The 17,043-nt window shown below is 43.6% G+C and carries 12 protein-coding genes; 5 read left to right on the top strand and 7 right to left on the bottom strand.

The genetic code is table 11. From position 1 onward, the window contains the following. Window positions 1–24: 24 nt before the first annotated feature. Together ACHFJ9_RS01380 and ACHFJ9_RS01375 are read right to left on the bottom strand one after the other, a co-directional pair. A complete protein-coding gene (locus ACHFJ9_RS01380) occupies window positions 25–681 on the bottom strand; it encodes a lysoplasmalogenase (RefSeq protein ID WP_005376394.1) in 657 nt (218 codons plus the stop codon). A 295-nt stretch (window positions 682–976) separates the two neighbouring features. Continuing rightward, a complete protein-coding gene (locus tag ACHFJ9_RS01375; protein ID WP_395354875.1) occupies window positions 977–2,125 on the bottom strand; it encodes an iron-containing alcohol dehydrogenase in 1,149 nt (382 codons plus the stop codon). Window positions 2,126–2,331: 206 nt separating this feature from the next. Here ACHFJ9_RS01375 and ACHFJ9_RS01370 point away from each other — a divergent pair, with 206 nt between their 5' ends. After that, complete coding sequence (locus tag ACHFJ9_RS01370) at window positions 2,332–3,213, top strand: AraC family transcriptional regulator (protein WP_053808441.1); 882 nt, start codon at window positions 2,332–2,334, stop codon at window positions 3,211–3,213. Window positions 3,214–3,490: 277 nt separating this feature from the next. Beyond that, window positions 3,491–6,655 carry a chitinase C-terminal domain-containing protein gene (locus ACHFJ9_RS01365; RefSeq protein WP_395354872.1) on the top strand — a complete coding sequence of 1,055 codons (3,165 nt, stop codon included), beginning with the start codon at window positions 3,491–3,493 and terminating at the stop codon, window positions 6,653–6,655. A 97-nt stretch (window positions 6,656–6,752) separates the two neighbouring features. On the opposite strand, the gene glgC is transcribed toward ACHFJ9_RS01365, so the two are convergent. The 4 genes from glgC to ACHFJ9_RS01345 form a co-directional block, all read right to left on the bottom strand. Beyond that, a complete protein-coding gene (gene glgC / locus ACHFJ9_RS01360) occupies window positions 6,753–7,970 on the bottom strand; it encodes a glucose-1-phosphate adenylyltransferase (protein ID WP_006742254.1) in 1,218 nt (405 codons plus the stop codon). A gap of 410 nt (window positions 7,971–8,380) precedes the next feature. Further along, window positions 8,381–10,129 carry a formate--tetrahydrofolate ligase gene (locus tag ACHFJ9_RS01355; RefSeq protein WP_253651136.1) on the bottom strand — a complete coding sequence of 583 codons (1,749 nt, stop codon included), beginning with the start codon at window positions 10,127–10,129 and terminating at the stop codon, window positions 8,381–8,383. Window positions 10,130–10,365: 236 nt separating this feature from the next. Continuing rightward, a complete protein-coding gene (locus ACHFJ9_RS01350) occupies window positions 10,366–11,670 on the bottom strand; it encodes an inosine/guanosine kinase (protein WP_005397615.1) in 1,305 nt (434 codons plus the stop codon). 232 nt (window positions 11,671–11,902) lie between these two features. Further along, complete coding sequence (locus ACHFJ9_RS01345; RefSeq protein WP_005397614.1) at window positions 11,903–12,373, bottom strand: CreA family protein; 471 nt, start codon at window positions 12,371–12,373, stop codon at window positions 11,903–11,905. Window positions 12,374–12,635: 262 nt separating this feature from the next. Here ACHFJ9_RS01345 and ACHFJ9_RS01340 point away from each other — a divergent pair, with 262 nt between their 5' ends. Further along, a complete protein-coding gene (locus tag ACHFJ9_RS01340) occupies window positions 12,636–13,145 on the top strand; it encodes a flavodoxin (RefSeq protein WP_124007868.1) in 510 nt (169 codons plus the stop codon). Window positions 13,146–13,339: 194 nt separating this feature from the next. Continuing rightward, entirely contained in the window at window positions 13,340–14,008 is a 669-nt protein-coding gene (locus ACHFJ9_RS01335) for an HAD-IA family hydrolase (protein ID WP_005397612.1), read from the top strand. 429 nt (window positions 14,009–14,437) lie between these two features. On the opposite strand, the gene ACHFJ9_RS01330 is transcribed toward ACHFJ9_RS01335, so the two are convergent. Further along, a complete protein-coding gene (locus ACHFJ9_RS01330; RefSeq protein WP_395354868.1) occupies window positions 14,438–15,868 on the bottom strand; it encodes a methyl-accepting chemotaxis protein in 1,431 nt (476 codons plus the stop codon). 569 nt (window positions 15,869–16,437) lie between these two features. Between ACHFJ9_RS01330 and ACHFJ9_RS01325 the strand changes: the two genes are divergently transcribed. After that, window positions 16,438–17,040 (top strand): ACP phosphodiesterase, encoded by a 603-nt coding sequence (locus ACHFJ9_RS01325; RefSeq protein ID WP_048625021.1) that lies wholly within the window; start codon window positions 16,438–16,440, stop codon window positions 17,038–17,040. Window positions 17,041–17,043: the final 3 nt, after the last annotated feature.

The raw sequence follows: 17,043 nt of genomic DNA, 5'->3' as shown, positions 1-17,043 counted from the left end.
ATGTTGGTGCAGTCTAGAGTATGACTAACTCAGTTCAACGAGATACGGATAACGAACAACAATCGCAACAACAGACATAACCATTAGTGTCTGTGCAGAATAGTAGGTCACCATGACAACTTGTCGTGAAAATATTGACCGTCCTCCAAAGCGTTCGAAAGCCAATACGATGCCAGAGATAATAAAGATAAAGCTTCCGAGCACTGCAAAAGAGGAGGATTGTGTTTTCCCACTCAAATAATACTCGATCGAGGCCCAGCACATAGTCATCAGTACCAATATATAACTAGCAACTGGCCGTTTTTCTTTACCGAGATCCGGTCGGAACAACCAGTAGACGCATATACCGAGTCCGAACAAGGCAATTGGGAGCCAAGGTGTAAAATGCCACGCTGACATGATGGCAAAACCATAACTATAGGAGAGATGGGCAGAGCAAAAGAGCACTAATCCTGTAATGAACTTGTCTCTAGGGAGCATTAATAACACGTCACCAAGCAACGAGAGCGATAAGCCAATCAAAATCCAATGCGCATATGGCATTGGGTAAGCCGGGGACTGAATTAAAATACCAAGCATACAGAGCACTGGTAATGGTTTAGAAACGTAAAAGAGCCATTTAGAGCCTTTACGGATACTGATGATATGTATGAATGCTAATACGACAACAACTAGCCACATAAAATGGATTCTCGAACAGACAAGCTAATGTAGTGGATAACTACAACAAATAAAAGGTCCATTAAATTAGTAAGTTAGACCTTTGAATTCAATTTTATTTTTGTTTGTGTAAAGCTGGACAGTTGTCTCTTTACTGACCTACACGATCAATGAGTTTGTAGGGATTAATCGTTATTTTGAGGAGTTCCCGAACTTGAACGTGATGAAGCTTACAAAATAGCATAAAAAAACGGTATTGTGACCGTTAAGTCACAATACCGTTAAACCCTAGAAGGGCAGTGAACTGTTTTTGCTGTTAGGCAACAGCGAGTTCTAAAATTTCACGACTACGTTCAAGAGTAATCGCTTGGTTTTCACCGAGAACGGTCATTCCGTGTTTGTTGAGTTGTTCGATGATGGCACCGATCGCTTGTTCACGACTTTCACCATAGTTTTCTAGCTTAGTTGCGACATCAAGTTGATGATAAAACGCTTCGATCGCTTCGATGGTACGTTCAGCAAGATCGTCTCCAGCTTCAAGTCCAAATACGTTGCGACCCATTTGCTCTAGCTTAGGACGTTTAAATTGCATTTGGTTGCGAAGTAGCGATGGTTGGACGATTGCAAGAGAACGTGCATGATCGACGCCCCATAGAGCCGTTAATTCATGGCCGATCATATGTGTCGCCCAGTCTTGTGGAACGCCACTACCAATTAACCCGTTCAATGCTTGGTTAGCAGACCACATTAAGTTTGCGCGCCACATATCGTCGTCTCGCTCGGCAAACTGTTCTCCGAGTGTTTTTAAGGTTTTCAGCAGTGTTTCTGCATAGCCATCTTGAACCATTGCGCCGGTAGGAAGCGTCAAGTATTGCTCACATACGTGCACCCATGCGTCAACAATGCCGTTGATAAGCTGGCGTTCTGGAAGTGTTTTCATTACATCCGGGTCTAACACAGCAAATTTAGGCTGTACTGCTGGAGACATGAACGGAAGTTTGTCTTGAGTTTCTTTTTTAGTGATAACTGCGCCCATGTTTGACTCTGAGCCTGTTGCTGGCAGTGTCAAAATTGCAGCTAGAGGCGTCGCTTCAGTGACTTGGTGTTTACCAATCATGATATCCCAGCCATCACCATCATACTTAGATGCTGCTGCTACGTATTTCGAGCCATCAATGACTGAACCACCACCTACAGCAAGAATAAAGTCAACACCATGTTCTTTTACCATTGCGACCGCTTTATCGAGTGTTTCTTTAGTTGGGTTGGGTTCAACACCAGAAAACTCTAGCCATTCATGTCCCTCTAGTGCTTCTGAGACTTGGTCGTACACGCCATTTTTTTTAATTGAGCCACCGCCGTATACCACTAAAACTTTTTGGTCGGATGGGATAGCTTCTTTGATTGCAGCGATTTGTTTTTGACCAAAGAAAATCTTGGTTGGGTTTACATAAGAAAAGTTCATTATTAGCCCTCTTGCTTCCAGTAAAGGAGATTGAATACGTGCATATTAGTCCTGATTAACGTTCGTTAACAGGTCGATTTCTGCAAATATTTTGCCTATTTCTACAAAATTGATGCTTTTGAGCTAGAAAGTTAAAGTCGAGAGGAAGTATAGTGCTCGAAATGATAATAGAGACCAAACTCGTTGGTCATTGATGGAGCGCTCTAATGCACACTCTCGCAGATATCATGCAGCAATATGTTGAAAAGCAGGGACTGCATGACTTAGAAGGTATGAAGAAAACCGCAATAGATGGCGTATGGTTTTATCGCAGTAGCAAAGGAAATCATCGCCAACCGTTTGTCTATCAGTCTGGCATTATTGTTTTAGGTCAAGGACATAAGAACATTCATATCGGTGATACACCTGTCCAATATGGGCCCGATGATTACCTTGTCGTAGGAGTTCCCATGCCCCTGGAGTGCGAAGCGTTTGCGACAAACAATGAGCCTTTACTTGGCATCTCGATAGATATTTCGCCAACGCTTCTTCATAAGCTCGTTAAAAAACTTGAGGCTGAGAAATTCAGTAATAAGTGTCTGGACGCTACCCGTTGCGGCCTTAAATCGGTACGCATGAGCGAAGGTATGCTGGATGCATGCAAGCGACTAATGAGCGCGTTGTGTAATGAGCTAGATGTTGTCATGCTCGGTGATCTACTTCTTGAGGAAATTGTTTATCGCACTTTGGTAAGCAAAGAAGGGTATGTTTTATTTGACTTAGCACACCAAGAAGGCTCTTACGCTAGAGTGGCCAAAGCATTGAATCGTGTTCATCAAGCGTATCATGAACAGTTGAGCGTACAAACATTGGCTGAAGAAGCCAACATGAGTGTGTCTGCTTTCCATCAAGCATTTCGCAATGTCACGCTTGAATCTCCGTTGCAATACATTAAGAAAGTTCGACTTAATAAAGCGCGCGAGTTGATCCAGTTGGAGGGGCGACGTGTCAACGATGCCGCGAGACTGGTCGGGTACACGAGCCCATCACAGTTTAGTCGTGAGTACAAGCGACATTTTAATGAAACGCCAAGGTCAACAAAGGCTTAGTGATCTTTATTTCAAAATAACGACTTTTTTTGCCTTTTTTATTAATTTGCGAGTGACATATTTATTTGATTTATAAAATTAGTTACTGGTGCCAAATAATAGGTACGTTGTTGCAAGCATTTAGTGGATTGTTGCGAGGCGGTGTGGAAAACTCGTAAATAGATAGTGTGAAATCACCAACTTGTACTTAAGTTATTTTACGTCGAAATAAAAGTATAAGTGCGCTTTGTTTAGCGCATTTAGTATTGTTTTAACAATAACTTAAGGAAGAGCGATTATGCACCTTAAAAACGGCAACGCAGTGAAAAGCGTGTTCACACTAAGCACTCTCACCGCTTCTTGTCTTATGGCCTTCAATAGCTACGCAGCGGTTGACTGTGCCCCTCTAGAAACTTGGCAATCATCAAAAGTTTATAACGGTGGTGACCAAGTTCAACATGAAGGTAATGCTTACAAAGCACGTTACTGGACGCAAAACAGTAACCCAGCGCAATCTGGTGAGTGGGGCGAGTGGGAAACACTTGGCGCATGTGATGGCACTGGACCGGTTGATCCACCTCAGAATGAAGTCCCGACTGTTACTCTAACATCGCCTTCTGCGTCGGCTTCTGTGACTGCAGGGGATGTTGTTAACCTAGCTGCAGATGCAGCTGATACCGATGGTACTGTTAGCAAAGTAGAATTCTTTGTTGATGGCGTATTAGTTGGTCAGGCAACGTCTGCGCCTTATGCTGCGTCATGGACAGCGACTGAAGGCCAGCACGAATTCTCTACTAAGGCGTATGACGATACAGGTGCGGTAAGCACAGCAAGCGCTGTGACGTTAACTGTGGCACCGGCACAACCTGGTAACGAAGCGCCGACAGTGGATGTTGCACTTTCTGCGACTTCTATTGACTTGGGTGGCTTCGTCACACTGACTGCGAATGCCGCAGATGCGGATGGCACCGTTGCTAAAGTTGATTTCTATGTGGCGGGCGTCCTTGCTGGCACCGCAACAACTGCGCCATACACGCTTGATGTAACGCCTTCACAAGCTGGTTCGCTAAGTGTTTATGCGAGAGCAACCGATGATGCTGGAGCAACAGCAGATTCTGCACTCGCGACGTTAACGGTAAACGGTGGCGCGGTGACATCTAACTGTCGCCCTGATGGCTTGTATCAAACAACGGGTGTAGACGTTCCTTACTGTTCTATTTATGACGAAGAAGGTCGCGAGAAAATGGGCGCCGATCACCCACGTCGTGTGATTGGTTACTTTACTAGCTGGCGCGCAGGTGAGGACCCTCAATCTACTTACCTTGTTAAAGATATTCCTTGGGAGCAACTTACTCACATTAACTACGCGTTTGTGAGCATTGGTTCTGATGGTAAAGTAAACGTTGGTGACGTTAATGACCCTAACAACCCTGCTACGGGTAAAACTTGGCCTGGCGTTGAGGTAGATCCTGCTCTTGGCTTTAAAGGTCACTTTGGTGCGCTAGCGACTTACAAGCAAAAACATGATGTTAAAACGCTAATCTCTATCGGTGGTTGGGCTGAAACGGGCGGTCACTTCGATACGAATGGCGATCGTGTGGCTGACGGTGGTTTCTACACCATGACGACGAATGCAGATGGTTCTATTAACCATGCAGGCATCGAGAAGTTCGCAACTTCAGCCGTTGAAATGATGCGTCAGTACAAGTTCGACGGTCTGGATATTGACTATGAATACCCAACATCAATGGCTGGTGCTGGTAACCCTTACGACAAAGACTTCATGGAACCACGTCGTCAGTATCTATGGGCGTCTTACCAAGAGCTGATGAAAGTATTGCGTGAGAAACTTGACGCGGCATCCGCGCAAGATGGCATTCATTATATGCTGACTATCGCAGCACCATCTTCAGGTTACCTACTGCGTGGTATGGAAACCTTCGATGTAACTAAGTACCTAGACTACGTAAACATCATGTCTTACGACTTGCATGGGGCTTGGAATGATCACGTTGGTCACAACGCAGCATTATTCGATACAGGTAAAGACTCGGAGCTAGCGCAGTGGAACGTATACGGCACGGCTGCATACGGTGGTATCGGTTACTTGAACACAGACTGGGCTTACCACTATTTCCGTGGTTCTATGCCAGCAGGTCGTATCAACATCGGTGTTCCTTACTACACCCGTGGTTGGCAAGGTGTTACTGGTGGTGAAAATGGTCTGTGGGGCCGAGCAGCACTGCCAAACCAAGCTGAGTGTCAACCAGGTACCGGTGAAGGTGAGAAGAACAACTGTGGTCACGGTGCTATTGGTATCGACAACATGTGGCACGATACAGACCCTAAAGGCAACGAAATGGGCGCTGGCTCTAACCCAATGTGGCATGCGAAGAACCTAGAAAATGGTATCTGGGGCTCTTACGCAGCCGCTTACGGTCTTGATCCAGTTAACGATCCTTCGGATAAGTTTGTTGGTACATATACTCGTCATTACGATAGCGTTGCTGTAGCGCCTTGGTTGTGGAACGCAGAGAAGAGCGTGTTCCTATCTACGGAAGATAAAGCTTCTATCGAAGTGAAAGCTGATTACGTTATCGATAAAGAAATCGGCGGTATTATGTTCTGGGAACTGGCAGGTGACTACAACTGTTACGTACTGGATGCAAATGGTAATCGTACGGCAGTAGATGCAACTGAACAAGCTTGTGCGGCTGGTAATGGTGAGTACCACATGGGTAACACTATGACCAAAGCTATCTACGACAAGTTTAAGTCTGCAACACCGTACGGTAATAAAGTCGCGACGGGTCCGACACCAACAGAAGCGGTAGACATTGCAGTCAGCGTTGGCGGCTTTAAGGTTGGCGACCAAAACTACCCAATTAATCCGAAGATCACGTTTACGAACAACACTGGTCAAGCGATCCCTGGTGGTACTGAATTCCAGTTTGATATCCCAGTATCAGCTCCTGATAACGCGAAAGATCAATCTGGTGGCGGTTTGAAAGTCATTGCTTCTGGACATACTCGAGCAAACAACATCGGTGGCTTAGATGGCGTAATGCACCGCGTATCGTTCTCTCTACCTGCTTGGAAAGATTTACCAGCGGGCGGTACTTACGAGCTTGATATGGTTTACTACCTACCAATCTCTGGTCCGGCTAACTACTCAGTGATTTCTGGTGGTAAAGAGTTTGCGTTCAAGTTTGAACAGCCAGAACTGCCAATTGGCGACCTAAATGCAGGCTCGGGTGATGGTGGTACTACTGAACCAGGTACGTGTGATACGACAGGTTTAGTGACATACCCAGCTTTACCACAAACGGATTGGGCTGGTAACCCAAGCCACGCAAACCAAGGTGATAAGATCATCCACAACGGTGTGGTTTACCAAGCGAATTGGTGGACAGCGGCTGAGCCGGGCACAGATGGTAGTTGGTCAACGGTATGTAACATCTAATCGTTTTTGATTAACTGTTATAGCCTATCGTTAATAGGCTCTTAAACAAAAGCGCACGATCATCATCGTGCGCTTTTTTGTTGCGATGGTTTGTCGTTTAATCGAATTGATAACTTTCGGGTATGACGACAATACCTTTGTCTGAGATTTTAAATCGCTTCGCATCTTCTAGTTTGTTGATGCCAATTTGAGTATGTGGCGGAATACGAACATGTTTATCAACTATGCAGTTGACCAACTGACTTCCTTCACCGACCTCTACGTCATCAAAAATGATGGAATCGACTACCGTGGCACTGTCTTGAATGCGTACGTTAGAGGAAATAATGGAATGCTGTACTGAGCCTCCAGAATTGATGACACCGGTAGCAATGATGGAGTTAATAAAAATACCTTCATTGCCCGTGGCTGACGATACGGTACGAGCTGGTGGAAACTGCGGCTCGTAAGTACGAATCGCCCAATTGGATTGATATAGGTTCATTGGTGGTACTGGCTCTAGCAGATCCATATTCGCTTCATAAAAGGAATCAATGGTACCCACGTCGCGCCAGTAGCAATCCTTATCAACGCGCCCTTTACTGCCACAAAATTGATAAGCATAAACGGATTCCGTATCAATCAGCTTAGGTATAATGTCTTTTCCGAAGTCATGACTTGATGAATCGAGTTTTGAGTCGTCTTCGAGTGCTTCTTTTAAAACATCCATATCAAAGATATAGATCCCCATGGAAACGAGGCTTCTGGTTTTGCTTCCTGGAAGGGTAGGTGGGCATTCTGGTTTTTCTATAAATGAAGTAACTAGCCCGTTTTCTGCGGTGCCCATTACGCCGAATGCTGAAGCATCCTCTACGGGAACATCCATACAGGCAACGGTGAGCTTAGCACCTTTCTCTTTATGCTCTTCAAGCATTGCGGCGTAGTCCATTCGATAGATATGATCGCCGGATAACACAACCACATACTTCGCGTCATTGCGCGATAGTAACCACATGTTGTGATAAATCGCATCAGCGGTTCCTTCATACCATGCACCACCTTTGCGCATTTGAGGTGGAACCGCAGTAATGTACTCGCCAAGCTCTGGATTGAATATTGACCAACCATCTCGCAAGTGTTTTTGAAGTGAATGAGATTTGTATTGGGTCAAAACAAGGATTTTACGTAAACCTGAGTGTAAACAGTTGGTTAGTGTGAAATCTATAATTCTATACTTTCCGCCAAAAGGTACTGCCGGCTTGGTTCTGTCATCGGTGAGTGGGCTGAGTCTAGACCCCATCCCTCCAGCTAAAATTACGGCGAGTGCGTCTTCCATATTGTTCCCTTTCCCTTTATTGCATGCATCAAAACGGTGCTAACCAGGAGGAAGTGGTGTACAGCGCAGAGGTTTTGAAAGTGCATGTGCTGATGTGTTTACTACTGCAAACTTTAGTACAAGATTCGAGCCATAGAATATCTCTTTAAAAATCAAAGGGGTTAAAAATTCATCGCAAGGTAATTGCACCACATTAGTGAAGTGCTAAGTAGGCCGTGCATCAAATTGGCGCAAGATTATAGGGAAGGGGAGAAAATAAGTATGGATTTACAATGTAAAGTGAGGATAAAACAGTAAGATAAAGATAATCAAGCACGCCTCTTCATCTGTTCAAAGTGAGTGGATATAGAAGTAAACCACTCACTCTTTAAACGTGCTTCCTTTATAGTCAACTATACGTTGACGTTACACTAAGAGAGACCGACGATATTTCCTTCATCATCAAGGTCTAAATTCATAAATGCAGGTTTATCAGGCAAACCTGGCATCGTCATCACCGTGCCTGATAACGCATACACAAACCCAGCGCCAGCACACAGACGTAACTCGCGGATAGGGACTGTAAAACCTGTCGGCGCGCCTTTGACAGCGGAATCTGTTGTTATCGATAGTGGGGTTTTCGCTATGCAAACCGCTAAGTTGTTAAAACCTAGATTTTCAAAATGGTTGAGCTGTTCAGTAGCAAGGGAACTCATTTCTATATTGGCGGCACCATAGCCAGCTTCACACACAGCCATAAGTTTTTCGTGTAACGATTGTTCTTTATTGTATAAAGGACGAAACTCTGTAGGCTGGGTACAAGCGTCAATAACATGTTGAGCTAACTGAGTTGTGCCTTGCCCGCCTTGCGCAAAAGCGGTGCTGATAGCGACTTTAACTTCCGGATTAAATTGCTGAACCAGCTCTTTAAGTATTTTAAGCTCTTTCTCACAATCTTGCGGGAACTGGTTAATAGCGACAACAGCTGGAATGCCATATTTATGAACGTTATTAATGTGCCATTTTAAGTTTTCAAATCCCGCTTCCAATGCTGCTTGGTCTGGATTAAAAATGGAATCTGGAATGGCCATACCTGGTCGTAAATCATAGTGTCCAGAATTTGCTTTGAGGCCGCGTAATGTCGCTACTATCACTACACAATCTGGCGCCTTGCTGGCGGCGGCAGCTTTAATGTTACACGCTTTCTCAAATCCCATGTCCGAACCAAACCCCGCCTCAGTTACAGTGTAACTTGATAGTTTTAGCGCGATATCGTCGGCAATAATAGATGAATTTCCATGGGCGATGTTTGCAAACGGGCCTGCGTGAATCAACGTAGGAACACCTTCCAGAGTTTGCATCAGTGTCGGTGCTATGGCCTCTTTTAATGTCACTGCCATTGCTCCTGCAACTTGCAGATCCTCAGTGGTTACCGGGTTTCCGTTCAAATCGTACGCTACGACAATTTTCCCAATACGCTGACGTAAATCTTTTAAATCTTTAGCCAGTGCAATGATAGCCATTAACTCAGACGCGGCAGAAATATCGAACCCTTCGTCGCGTTCGTATCCATTGATGACTTTTCCTGGCTCATTTAACCCAATTTTGACTTTACGTAGTGCACGATCATTATGGTCCATTACTCGTTTCCAAGTAATGCTCGCCGTATCGATTTTAAGTGCCTTTAATCCAGTACGTGCTTCAAAGGCATCATAGCCTTCGCGTTGTTCATGATACAAGCGAGCATCAAGCGCGGCTGAAGCTAGATTATGCGCCGCCGTCACCGCATGGATGTCACCAGTAAGGTGTAAGTTCAGTTCTTCCATTGGAGCAACTTGGGAATAACCACCGCCAGCAGCACCGCCTTTAATACCGAATACAGGCCCCATAGAAGGTTGTCTAATACATGCGATAACGGATTGTCTAAGCTTAGCTAAACCTTGCGCCAGTCCGACTGTTGTAACGGTTTTTCCTTCGCCAAGTGGGGTAGGAGTGATCGCAGTAACAAGCACAAGCTTACCGTTATCATTCTCTTTTAGCCGCTCCAAACATTTTGGATGGACTTTGGCTTTGTGCTTCCCGTGAGTGTCATATTCTTCGGGTAATAACCCTACTTTTTCCGCAATAACATCAATAGAAGAAAGTGGTGTGTTTCGGCAAATTTCAATATCTGACTGCATGGATAATCCCTAAAGTGACTCGCAGGTAGTGTTGAAAAACAATCTGAGTTGGAGCAAGTATTATTGTTGGGCAAACGTTTGCTCGGTGATGGTACGGTTTCGATTAGGTATGTAAAGAGTTTACTGCTCTATACTGTGCTACATACTAACAAAATCTACTAATTACTGCGCCAGATCAAAACAAAAAGGCCACCAAATGGTGACCTTGATGTATTTTTAGATTTAAAGCTGTGATCTTAACGATCCCAGTAAGTTTCTTCTAAGCTATCTTCTCGTTCAGGAAGTGCTCGCGATAGGCGAGGAGAGTGTTGCGTCAACACTTCATAGCTTACTCGGTTTGCATATTTACAGATCTGAGAAAGTGATGAGTAAGTCAAACAGCGTACTTCGTGCTTTTCTGAGTTAGGCACTTCTTTTTGATGGAAAGAGTTTGCAGCCATATCATGCAGTAAAGCAGAAAGCGCCGCATCACCTGCGCCGTTGGTGTTCTTAATCTCTAGTGGACCACCTAGGTAAGGACCAATGTAAGAGTATACCTTCATTGGCTTCTCACAATCTCCTTTACGCATCGCACGACTAAATTCGTATTGATTAAAGGCTTCAATTGAACCTTCAAGAATGTCGTGTGTGGTTTCTCGTTTTACTTTTTCGTCGGTGTAACCTGCCATGTATAGGCCATTTGGCCCAGCAGTACATAGAACAAGATCAACCCACTCAAGTGCTTTATCAGCAGCCGCTAGCGGTTCTGTTTCGCCTGTTAATGCCGCGCCTTCTTCTTCATTCATTGCAACAACAGATATGTTCTCGCGAATGTACTCTTGCCACCATTGCGCGTTACCTTCGATAACATACTTTGTGCCTAAAGTCAGTACAACAGGGACATCGTGCTTCTTGGCAAAGTCGATCGCTTTTTGTACCGCTTTCGGCATTGGATCCTCTTCTTTACCGCGCATTAGGTAAGAAGAAACAACTAGAGCTGATGCTTTCTCAAAGATCTCTTCAGGAATGCTTTCCGGAAGTAGTTGGTTCATGTGACCTTCATTGATAGCAAATGTGCGTTCGCCATCTTGAGAAATCAGGGTATAACAACGACCAATAGGACCATCTACCGTTTGTAGGTGGTTGAGGTTCATGCGTGAAGAGGTGCGGCAAAGGTAACGGTAAGCAAAAGAACCAACTTGAATGTTCTTGGACATCACACCGAGCAAAACGGATTTGCTATCCGCCAATACTGAGTAATTGTGGAGCGTGTTGCCAATCGTGTCACCTGGGTATTGGTGTGTGATTAGGCCTTGCTCAACCAGTTCTTCGTAAAGTGCATCTGCTTTGCTTTCTTCAAGAACGAGTGAATGTCCTTTACTTAGGTTGTATTTTTCTAAAAACGCATCATCTACACGCGCTTCGATATCTACGATGGTTTGACCGACACCAACAATAGTTGGGCGATATAGCTTAGGCGCTTGTCGGATTTGGTTTACTAATGGATCTCGAGCGTGAGTTGGGAAGTAGTGTTTAGATTTACGCTGACCAGGAAACTTCATGCTTGTTCTTGAGTGAGAAAAAAAAGAGGCGGGATTGTATCACAAAAAAATGAAAATCGTGGCGTTTTATTACAAAGAAGTTTGCCCGCTGAAAAAATCAGCGAGCTGGAGAAATTGCGACCAAGATAGCCTAAATTACTGATGCTTATAGTACTGCAATTGGTCGCTTTTCAGATTGTTGATCGGTTATTCTCTTTAACAACGAGCTTGGAGCTACCCAAAATTAGCTGCGTTACTTTTTCACTTCAGTTGGCTCAACGTAAGCCTTGGTGCCCCAAAGTGGAACCGTCGATAGGCTGTGCTTAAAGCTACCGTCTGTCTCTTTTGTTGTGTAAGACAGGTAGAGTAAGGTTTGGTTGTCTGCATCATAAATTCGGCGAACCTTCATTGTTTTGAAGAAAATACTTTTTGACTTCTTAAATACAATTTCGCCAGACTTACTTTTATCTATTTTTGCAATCATTTCCGGCGTGATTTCGCCTGTCTGACGACATGATATTGAGCTGTCACTTGGATCCGCTAAGCTAAAATCGGCTTCGATAGAAGCTATATGACACGTTACCCCCGTGACAACCTCGTCTTTTAATTCACCTACTTTGATGTCTTTCAAAGTAAACCAACCGAGTCCTACATCAGCAACATCGTTATCTGAACAACCAACCAGCGTAGTAGCAAGCAATGCACTTAACAGCATCTTTTTCATTATTTTTGTCCTTAACTAGGAAAGATATTGATGAAATCTATCAGAGGTTTGCAACTAAAACAAAATTTAGCCAAGGAAAGGTCTACGTACGCTAGGTTTGTTGTGGGCTTCATGCTAATGTACTGCTCTAAACGAAATGATGAGTTAGAGTGACCATACTTTCTCCCAATATGACTTTATATCGCTTGTCGCTCTGTCTAAGCTTCACTCTATGTGAGAATGAAACACTTTGCACATTTCGTTTTGCAACTAAGGTATCAAAATGAATGAACAACAGTTAGCCAGTATCGAGCGTAAAAATACATGGCTGTATGATCTGGTTGAAGTTGAATTTCCAACACCAGAGAGTCTGAAAGGGCGTGATGTCTATTTCAAAGCACTAGAACAAGCAACCTATCAAGTGGTCGACAAAGACACGCTACTTGAGAGTAATTCTGAATTTAGCTCTGACGATATTTTTCTGGTCGATTTTCACCGACTTACTATCATGTTTTCTGTCCTGCAGTCTCAGCGTTGGGATCAACAGTACGATAAAGATATGATTGTGGAATATCTCACTCAGATAATTCTAACGCCAGATTTTGAATTATATGTTGGTTTTAAATCTGGAGCTCCAATTGGTGCCGCTATTATTAGCCACCTTGAAGGAAACACGCTTATCTCTGATGTCGCGATTTCTGAATCAAAATACAAGAGTTCGTTTGTGGCGGATCTTGCTAAAAGACTAAGTACCGAACACAAGCTTTTAGATTCGGTGATTATTGAAAGCTAATTTGCGCACTCAAATGCATAAAAAGCAAAGCAAGATGACGATAGGTGATCTTGCTTAGAAAAACTGTAATTGCTCCCCTCTATTTCCATGAAATGCCAAGCTCGTCGTTTCAACAATCCCAAACTTAAATAAGATTAAGCCAACATTTTTAAAATCAGCTAGGGCATTAGCCTTTAAGATGTCTGGAGATGGCTATGGCAATTACCAATATTAAGTGCGTGATATTTGATTGTGATGGTACGTTGGTCGATAGTGAACGATTGTGTTGCCAAGCTCTCGTCAATGTATTTAACCTGCATGGCGCAGAATTAACGATGGAAGAGTGCGTTTCTCATTTTAAAGGAGGAAAGCTCGCTGACATCCTTTTAGATACTAAAGAGCTGAAAGATATCAAAGTCCCTATTGATGTCTTAGAGCCGCAATACCGTGAAGAAGTCCAGTCTCTTTTTGTTCGCCACTTACAGCCGATGGATGGCGCAAAGCGATTAATTCAGTTTTTAGATTCGCATAATATCGAATATTGTGTCGCGTCCAATGGGCCGAAAGATAAAATAGAATACGCATTGGAGTTAACAGGATTGCTCGATGCTTTCCAGGGGAAAGTGTTCTCTGCATTCGATGCGAATAGTTGGAAGCCTGAACCTGACTTAATTATGTACAGTGCAATGAGCATGGGCTTTTTACCGAGCGACTGTCTTTATATTGATGACACACCTAAAGGCGTAGAAGCGGGATTAAACGCTGGCATTAAAACCGTACAGCTATTTAATGGTGAGGCAATCAATCGTGTTGATGATGAACGCGTAATTCGCATTCAACATTTAGATGAATTAAAAGAGCAGCTATTTAGCTGCTCTGTTTAATCTCTTAATGGCACACCGTACTTAAGCTATGGATATGTTTAAGTTTGGACTGTAGGTAAGGGGTTTGATGTAGGCATTGGATGGATGAGAAGCTTTTTGTATGAAATCCGCAAGCAGCGCATGTGAATTTCTCTCCATCCGATGAAATGAGATATTCATCCCCCTGGCAGAGAGGGCAACTTAGGTTTTCGATGTCTTTTGTATCTTTGTAATTATTCATATTGTTTTCCAGCAGCAAATTGGAATTGGCAGGATTAAGCATAGCGGAACGCTTTGTTTATGAACATTATTTCATCAGGTACAGCGAGAACTTGAGATTCACTTCAAATATCCACTTGTGTGTAGTAGAAAATATCGACGATAACGGCTGAAAACGGTTTAAAGAAAAGGGCTCCTGAGGAGCCCTTGTTGATCATAAATGCTGCAAAGTTATGCTGTGCGGTAGCGTTGTAATACCTCACCAAGAGACACTGACGCCTGAGTGAGATTAGCTACCCCTACGGTAGATTGCTCTGCAACTTCTCTGATTGTGCTCGACTGGCTGCGAATTTCTGAAAGCTCAGATGCAATATCGTTGGCGACTGCGCTTTGTTCTTCTGCTGAGGTGGAAATTTGGATACTCATGTCCATCAATGAGCGTGCGGATTCAGCAATAGACGTCACATCATGACCAATTTCATCAATAAGCTGGCTACTGGTTTGCGCTTGTTGAACGGTTCGGTCAGTGATTGAAGCAATGTTCTGGCTCTCGGTTTGTAGTTTCTCAATCATGGCTTGAATTTCTACTGTTGCCTGTTGAGTTCGGCTTGCCAATGTACGCACCTCATCAGCAACCACAGCAAATCCACGACCTTGTTCACCAGCGCGTGCTGCTTCAATTGCCGCATTCAGAGCCAATAGGTTGGTTTGTTCTGAAATGGCATTGATCGTTGTGATAACGTCATTAATCTGCGTCGTGTTTTCATTTAAATTGGTTACTGAGGTGGAAGCCTGTTCAATATAGCTGGATAACGTCTCAATTTCTCCAATCACATTTTGCACGCGATTTCTGCTTAGCTCGATCTTTTGAGCATCCTGATCGGATTGCATCGTCGCTTGTTGGGAAATGCTGGATACTTCTTTTGCAGAGGCTGTCATTTCTTCCATTGCTGTCGCGACGGAATCGAGTGTTTGATATTGATGAGATATCTGCGTTTCGCTCAACTGCATATCTTTTTCGAATGCAGAAGATGTCTCACTCAATGTAGCCGCATTATTTTTCACACTGTTAACCAGTTCACTTAAGGTGTCCATAGATTTATCTAACGCGCAACCAATGGTGCCAAACTCGTCTCGGCCAGGATGAAAACCAAGGCGAGAGGTTAAATCACCTTCACCAATTTTTTCGGTTGTCGTATATAAAACCCACAGGGCGCCTCCTATAAAGGTCGCAACCCAGTAAGAGAAAAGGGCAAAAGGAACAACCCATAAAAAGCTGAGTAACAGAGAGGTTAAGGCTGACGACTTTGCAGATTCGTATTGCGCGGATACGTTTTGAGTCAACTTAATCACTTCGCCAGAATGCAACTTTGCATAAGCGGTGACAGAGCCATCAACAAAAGAGCTCTCGCTTACGCGACTTGATTTCGATACGCCGTCAATTTGTGGAACATGACCTGGTTGAGTGTCAACAATACCAGAAAGTTTCGCTTCGCTAGCAGAAATCGCTTGTTGTTTAAATTGTTGTATTTCATTGAAGTAGCGGCTTCCAGCCACAGAAGTGAGGGCTACTAAAAACAGCAGGAATATAACCCACATTTTGTCGTTGATAGACATCTTGATAAACAGCCTGTCTATCGTTCTAAACTCAACTTCTCTCATTTAAAGCTCCATTAGAGATAAAAGATATTGACCAAATCTATTGCTATATCGAAACAAAATATGCGAAGTTAATCAGCAAAATATGTAACGAAAACTAAATTTAGTTTAAGAAATGAGATCTAAGGACGCCTATAACGGTATGTTATATCTTTAAATTGACATAAATATTGATAAAAGAGCTATTTCTATGAAGTGCTAAAGTAGATATGAAATCTGGTTGCAAACGTTTACTTTTGATTCTGCTCATAGGTTTTTAAATCTTTACTTCTCGCTGTCATGAATGTGTCATATAAAGACTATAAAAAGGAGTTGTTGACGTGGAAATGGCAAGGCCAAGCCGTCAGCAAGTACAAGCAAGAGAGCTTAAAATAAAGGAGGTCACAATGAGCGACCAATACCAAAACGATGAGAGCCTAGAGCTGCTAGATGCGCTTGAAATTGGCATTATCTTGTCGGAATACGTTGGCTCAGACAACGAAGCCGAATAGCGGAACATTCTCATCTCGTCGTAATAGACGTTATACTAGGTTCATGTCACACCAAGCCTTAAAGGCCAAAACTGGCGTCGGATGAACTTTCTAGCCCACCTGCATATCGCAGACCACTGTAACAGCCATTTATTGGGAAACTTGCTTGGAGACTTCGTAAAAGGAGATCCAAGCAAGCTGTATGAATGTGATATCTCGAACGGCATCAAATTGCATAGATTTGTTGACCGCATTACCGATCACCATCCTATTGTTAACGAATGCAAACCTCACTTCAAAGGTACTGCGCGGCGCTTTGCCCCTATCGCTCTCGATATGTTCTGGGACCATTGTCTCGCAAAACACTGGAACGACTTTTATGCCGTATCTCTCGAACACTTTGTTGATTCGGCATACGAGCGAGTAAACCGTGACGTTAATGAACATTTGCCGCCGCGTTTTTTGGTGCTCCACAGCCGGATGTGGCACGGTCGATGGCTTCAGTCATACCAAGACCTGGATAATATCGAATTTGCATTACATCGAATGTCGCAAAGAAGCCCGAGAATGGCTGACCTTACTACAACATTTAAAGTGATTGAGAGTGATTACACATTATTGGAAGAGAAGTTCTCGACACTCTATCGAGACGTTTTACGTCAGTCGTATGATTTTCAGCAACATCTTATTGATTCAGCCCAATGAGAT

The sequence above is a fragment of the Vibrio sp. D3 genome, from assembly GCF_043995865.1.
In the GTDB taxonomy this organism is placed as follows: domain Bacteria; phylum Pseudomonadota; class Gammaproteobacteria; order Enterobacterales; family Vibrionaceae; genus Vibrio; species Vibrio diabolicus.
The sequence above is the reverse complement of the archived record's forward strand: the minus strand, read 5'-3'. Positions and strand labels throughout refer to the sequence as shown.

Bases quoted from the DNA above. Each gene is read 5' to 3' on its own strand.
- ACHFJ9_RS01380 (WP_005376394.1), bottom strand. From the start codon at position 681: ATGTGGCTAGTTGTTGTCGTATTAGCATTCATACATATCATCAGTATC.
- ACHFJ9_RS01375 (WP_395354875.1), bottom strand. From the start codon at position 2,125: ATGAACTTTTCTTATGTAAACCCAACCAAGATTTTCTTTGGTCAAAAA.
- ACHFJ9_RS01370 (WP_053808441.1), top strand. From the start codon at position 2,332: ATGCACACTCTCGCAGATATCATGCAGCAATATGTTGAAAAGCAGGGA.
- ACHFJ9_RS01365 (WP_395354872.1), top strand. From the start codon at position 3,491: ATGCACCTTAAAAACGGCAACGCAGTGAAAAGCGTGTTCACACTAAGC.
- glgC (WP_006742254.1), bottom strand. From the start codon at position 7,970: ATGGAAGACGCACTCGCCGTAATTTTAGCTGGAGGGATGGGGTCTAGA.
- ACHFJ9_RS01355 (WP_253651136.1), bottom strand. From the start codon at position 10,129: ATGCAGTCAGATATTGAAATTTGCCGAAACACACCACTTTCTTCTATT.
- ACHFJ9_RS01350 (WP_005397615.1), bottom strand. From the start codon at position 11,670: ATGAAGTTTCCTGGTCAGCGTAAATCTAAACACTACTTCCCAACTCAC.
- ACHFJ9_RS01345 (WP_005397614.1), bottom strand. From the start codon at position 12,373: ATGAAAAAGATGCTGTTAAGTGCATTGCTTGCTACTACGCTGGTTGGT.
- ACHFJ9_RS01340 (WP_124007868.1), top strand. From the start codon at position 12,636: ATGAATGAACAACAGTTAGCCAGTATCGAGCGTAAAAATACATGGCTG.
- ACHFJ9_RS01335 (WP_005397612.1), top strand. From the start codon at position 13,340: ATGGCAATTACCAATATTAAGTGCGTGATATTTGATTGTGATGGTACG.
- ACHFJ9_RS01330 (WP_395354868.1), bottom strand. From the start codon at position 15,868: ATGAGAGAAGTTGAGTTTAGAACGATAGACAGGCTGTTTATCAAGATG.
- ACHFJ9_RS01325 (WP_048625021.1), top strand. From the start codon at position 16,438: ATGAACTTTCTAGCCCACCTGCATATCGCAGACCACTGTAACAGCCAT.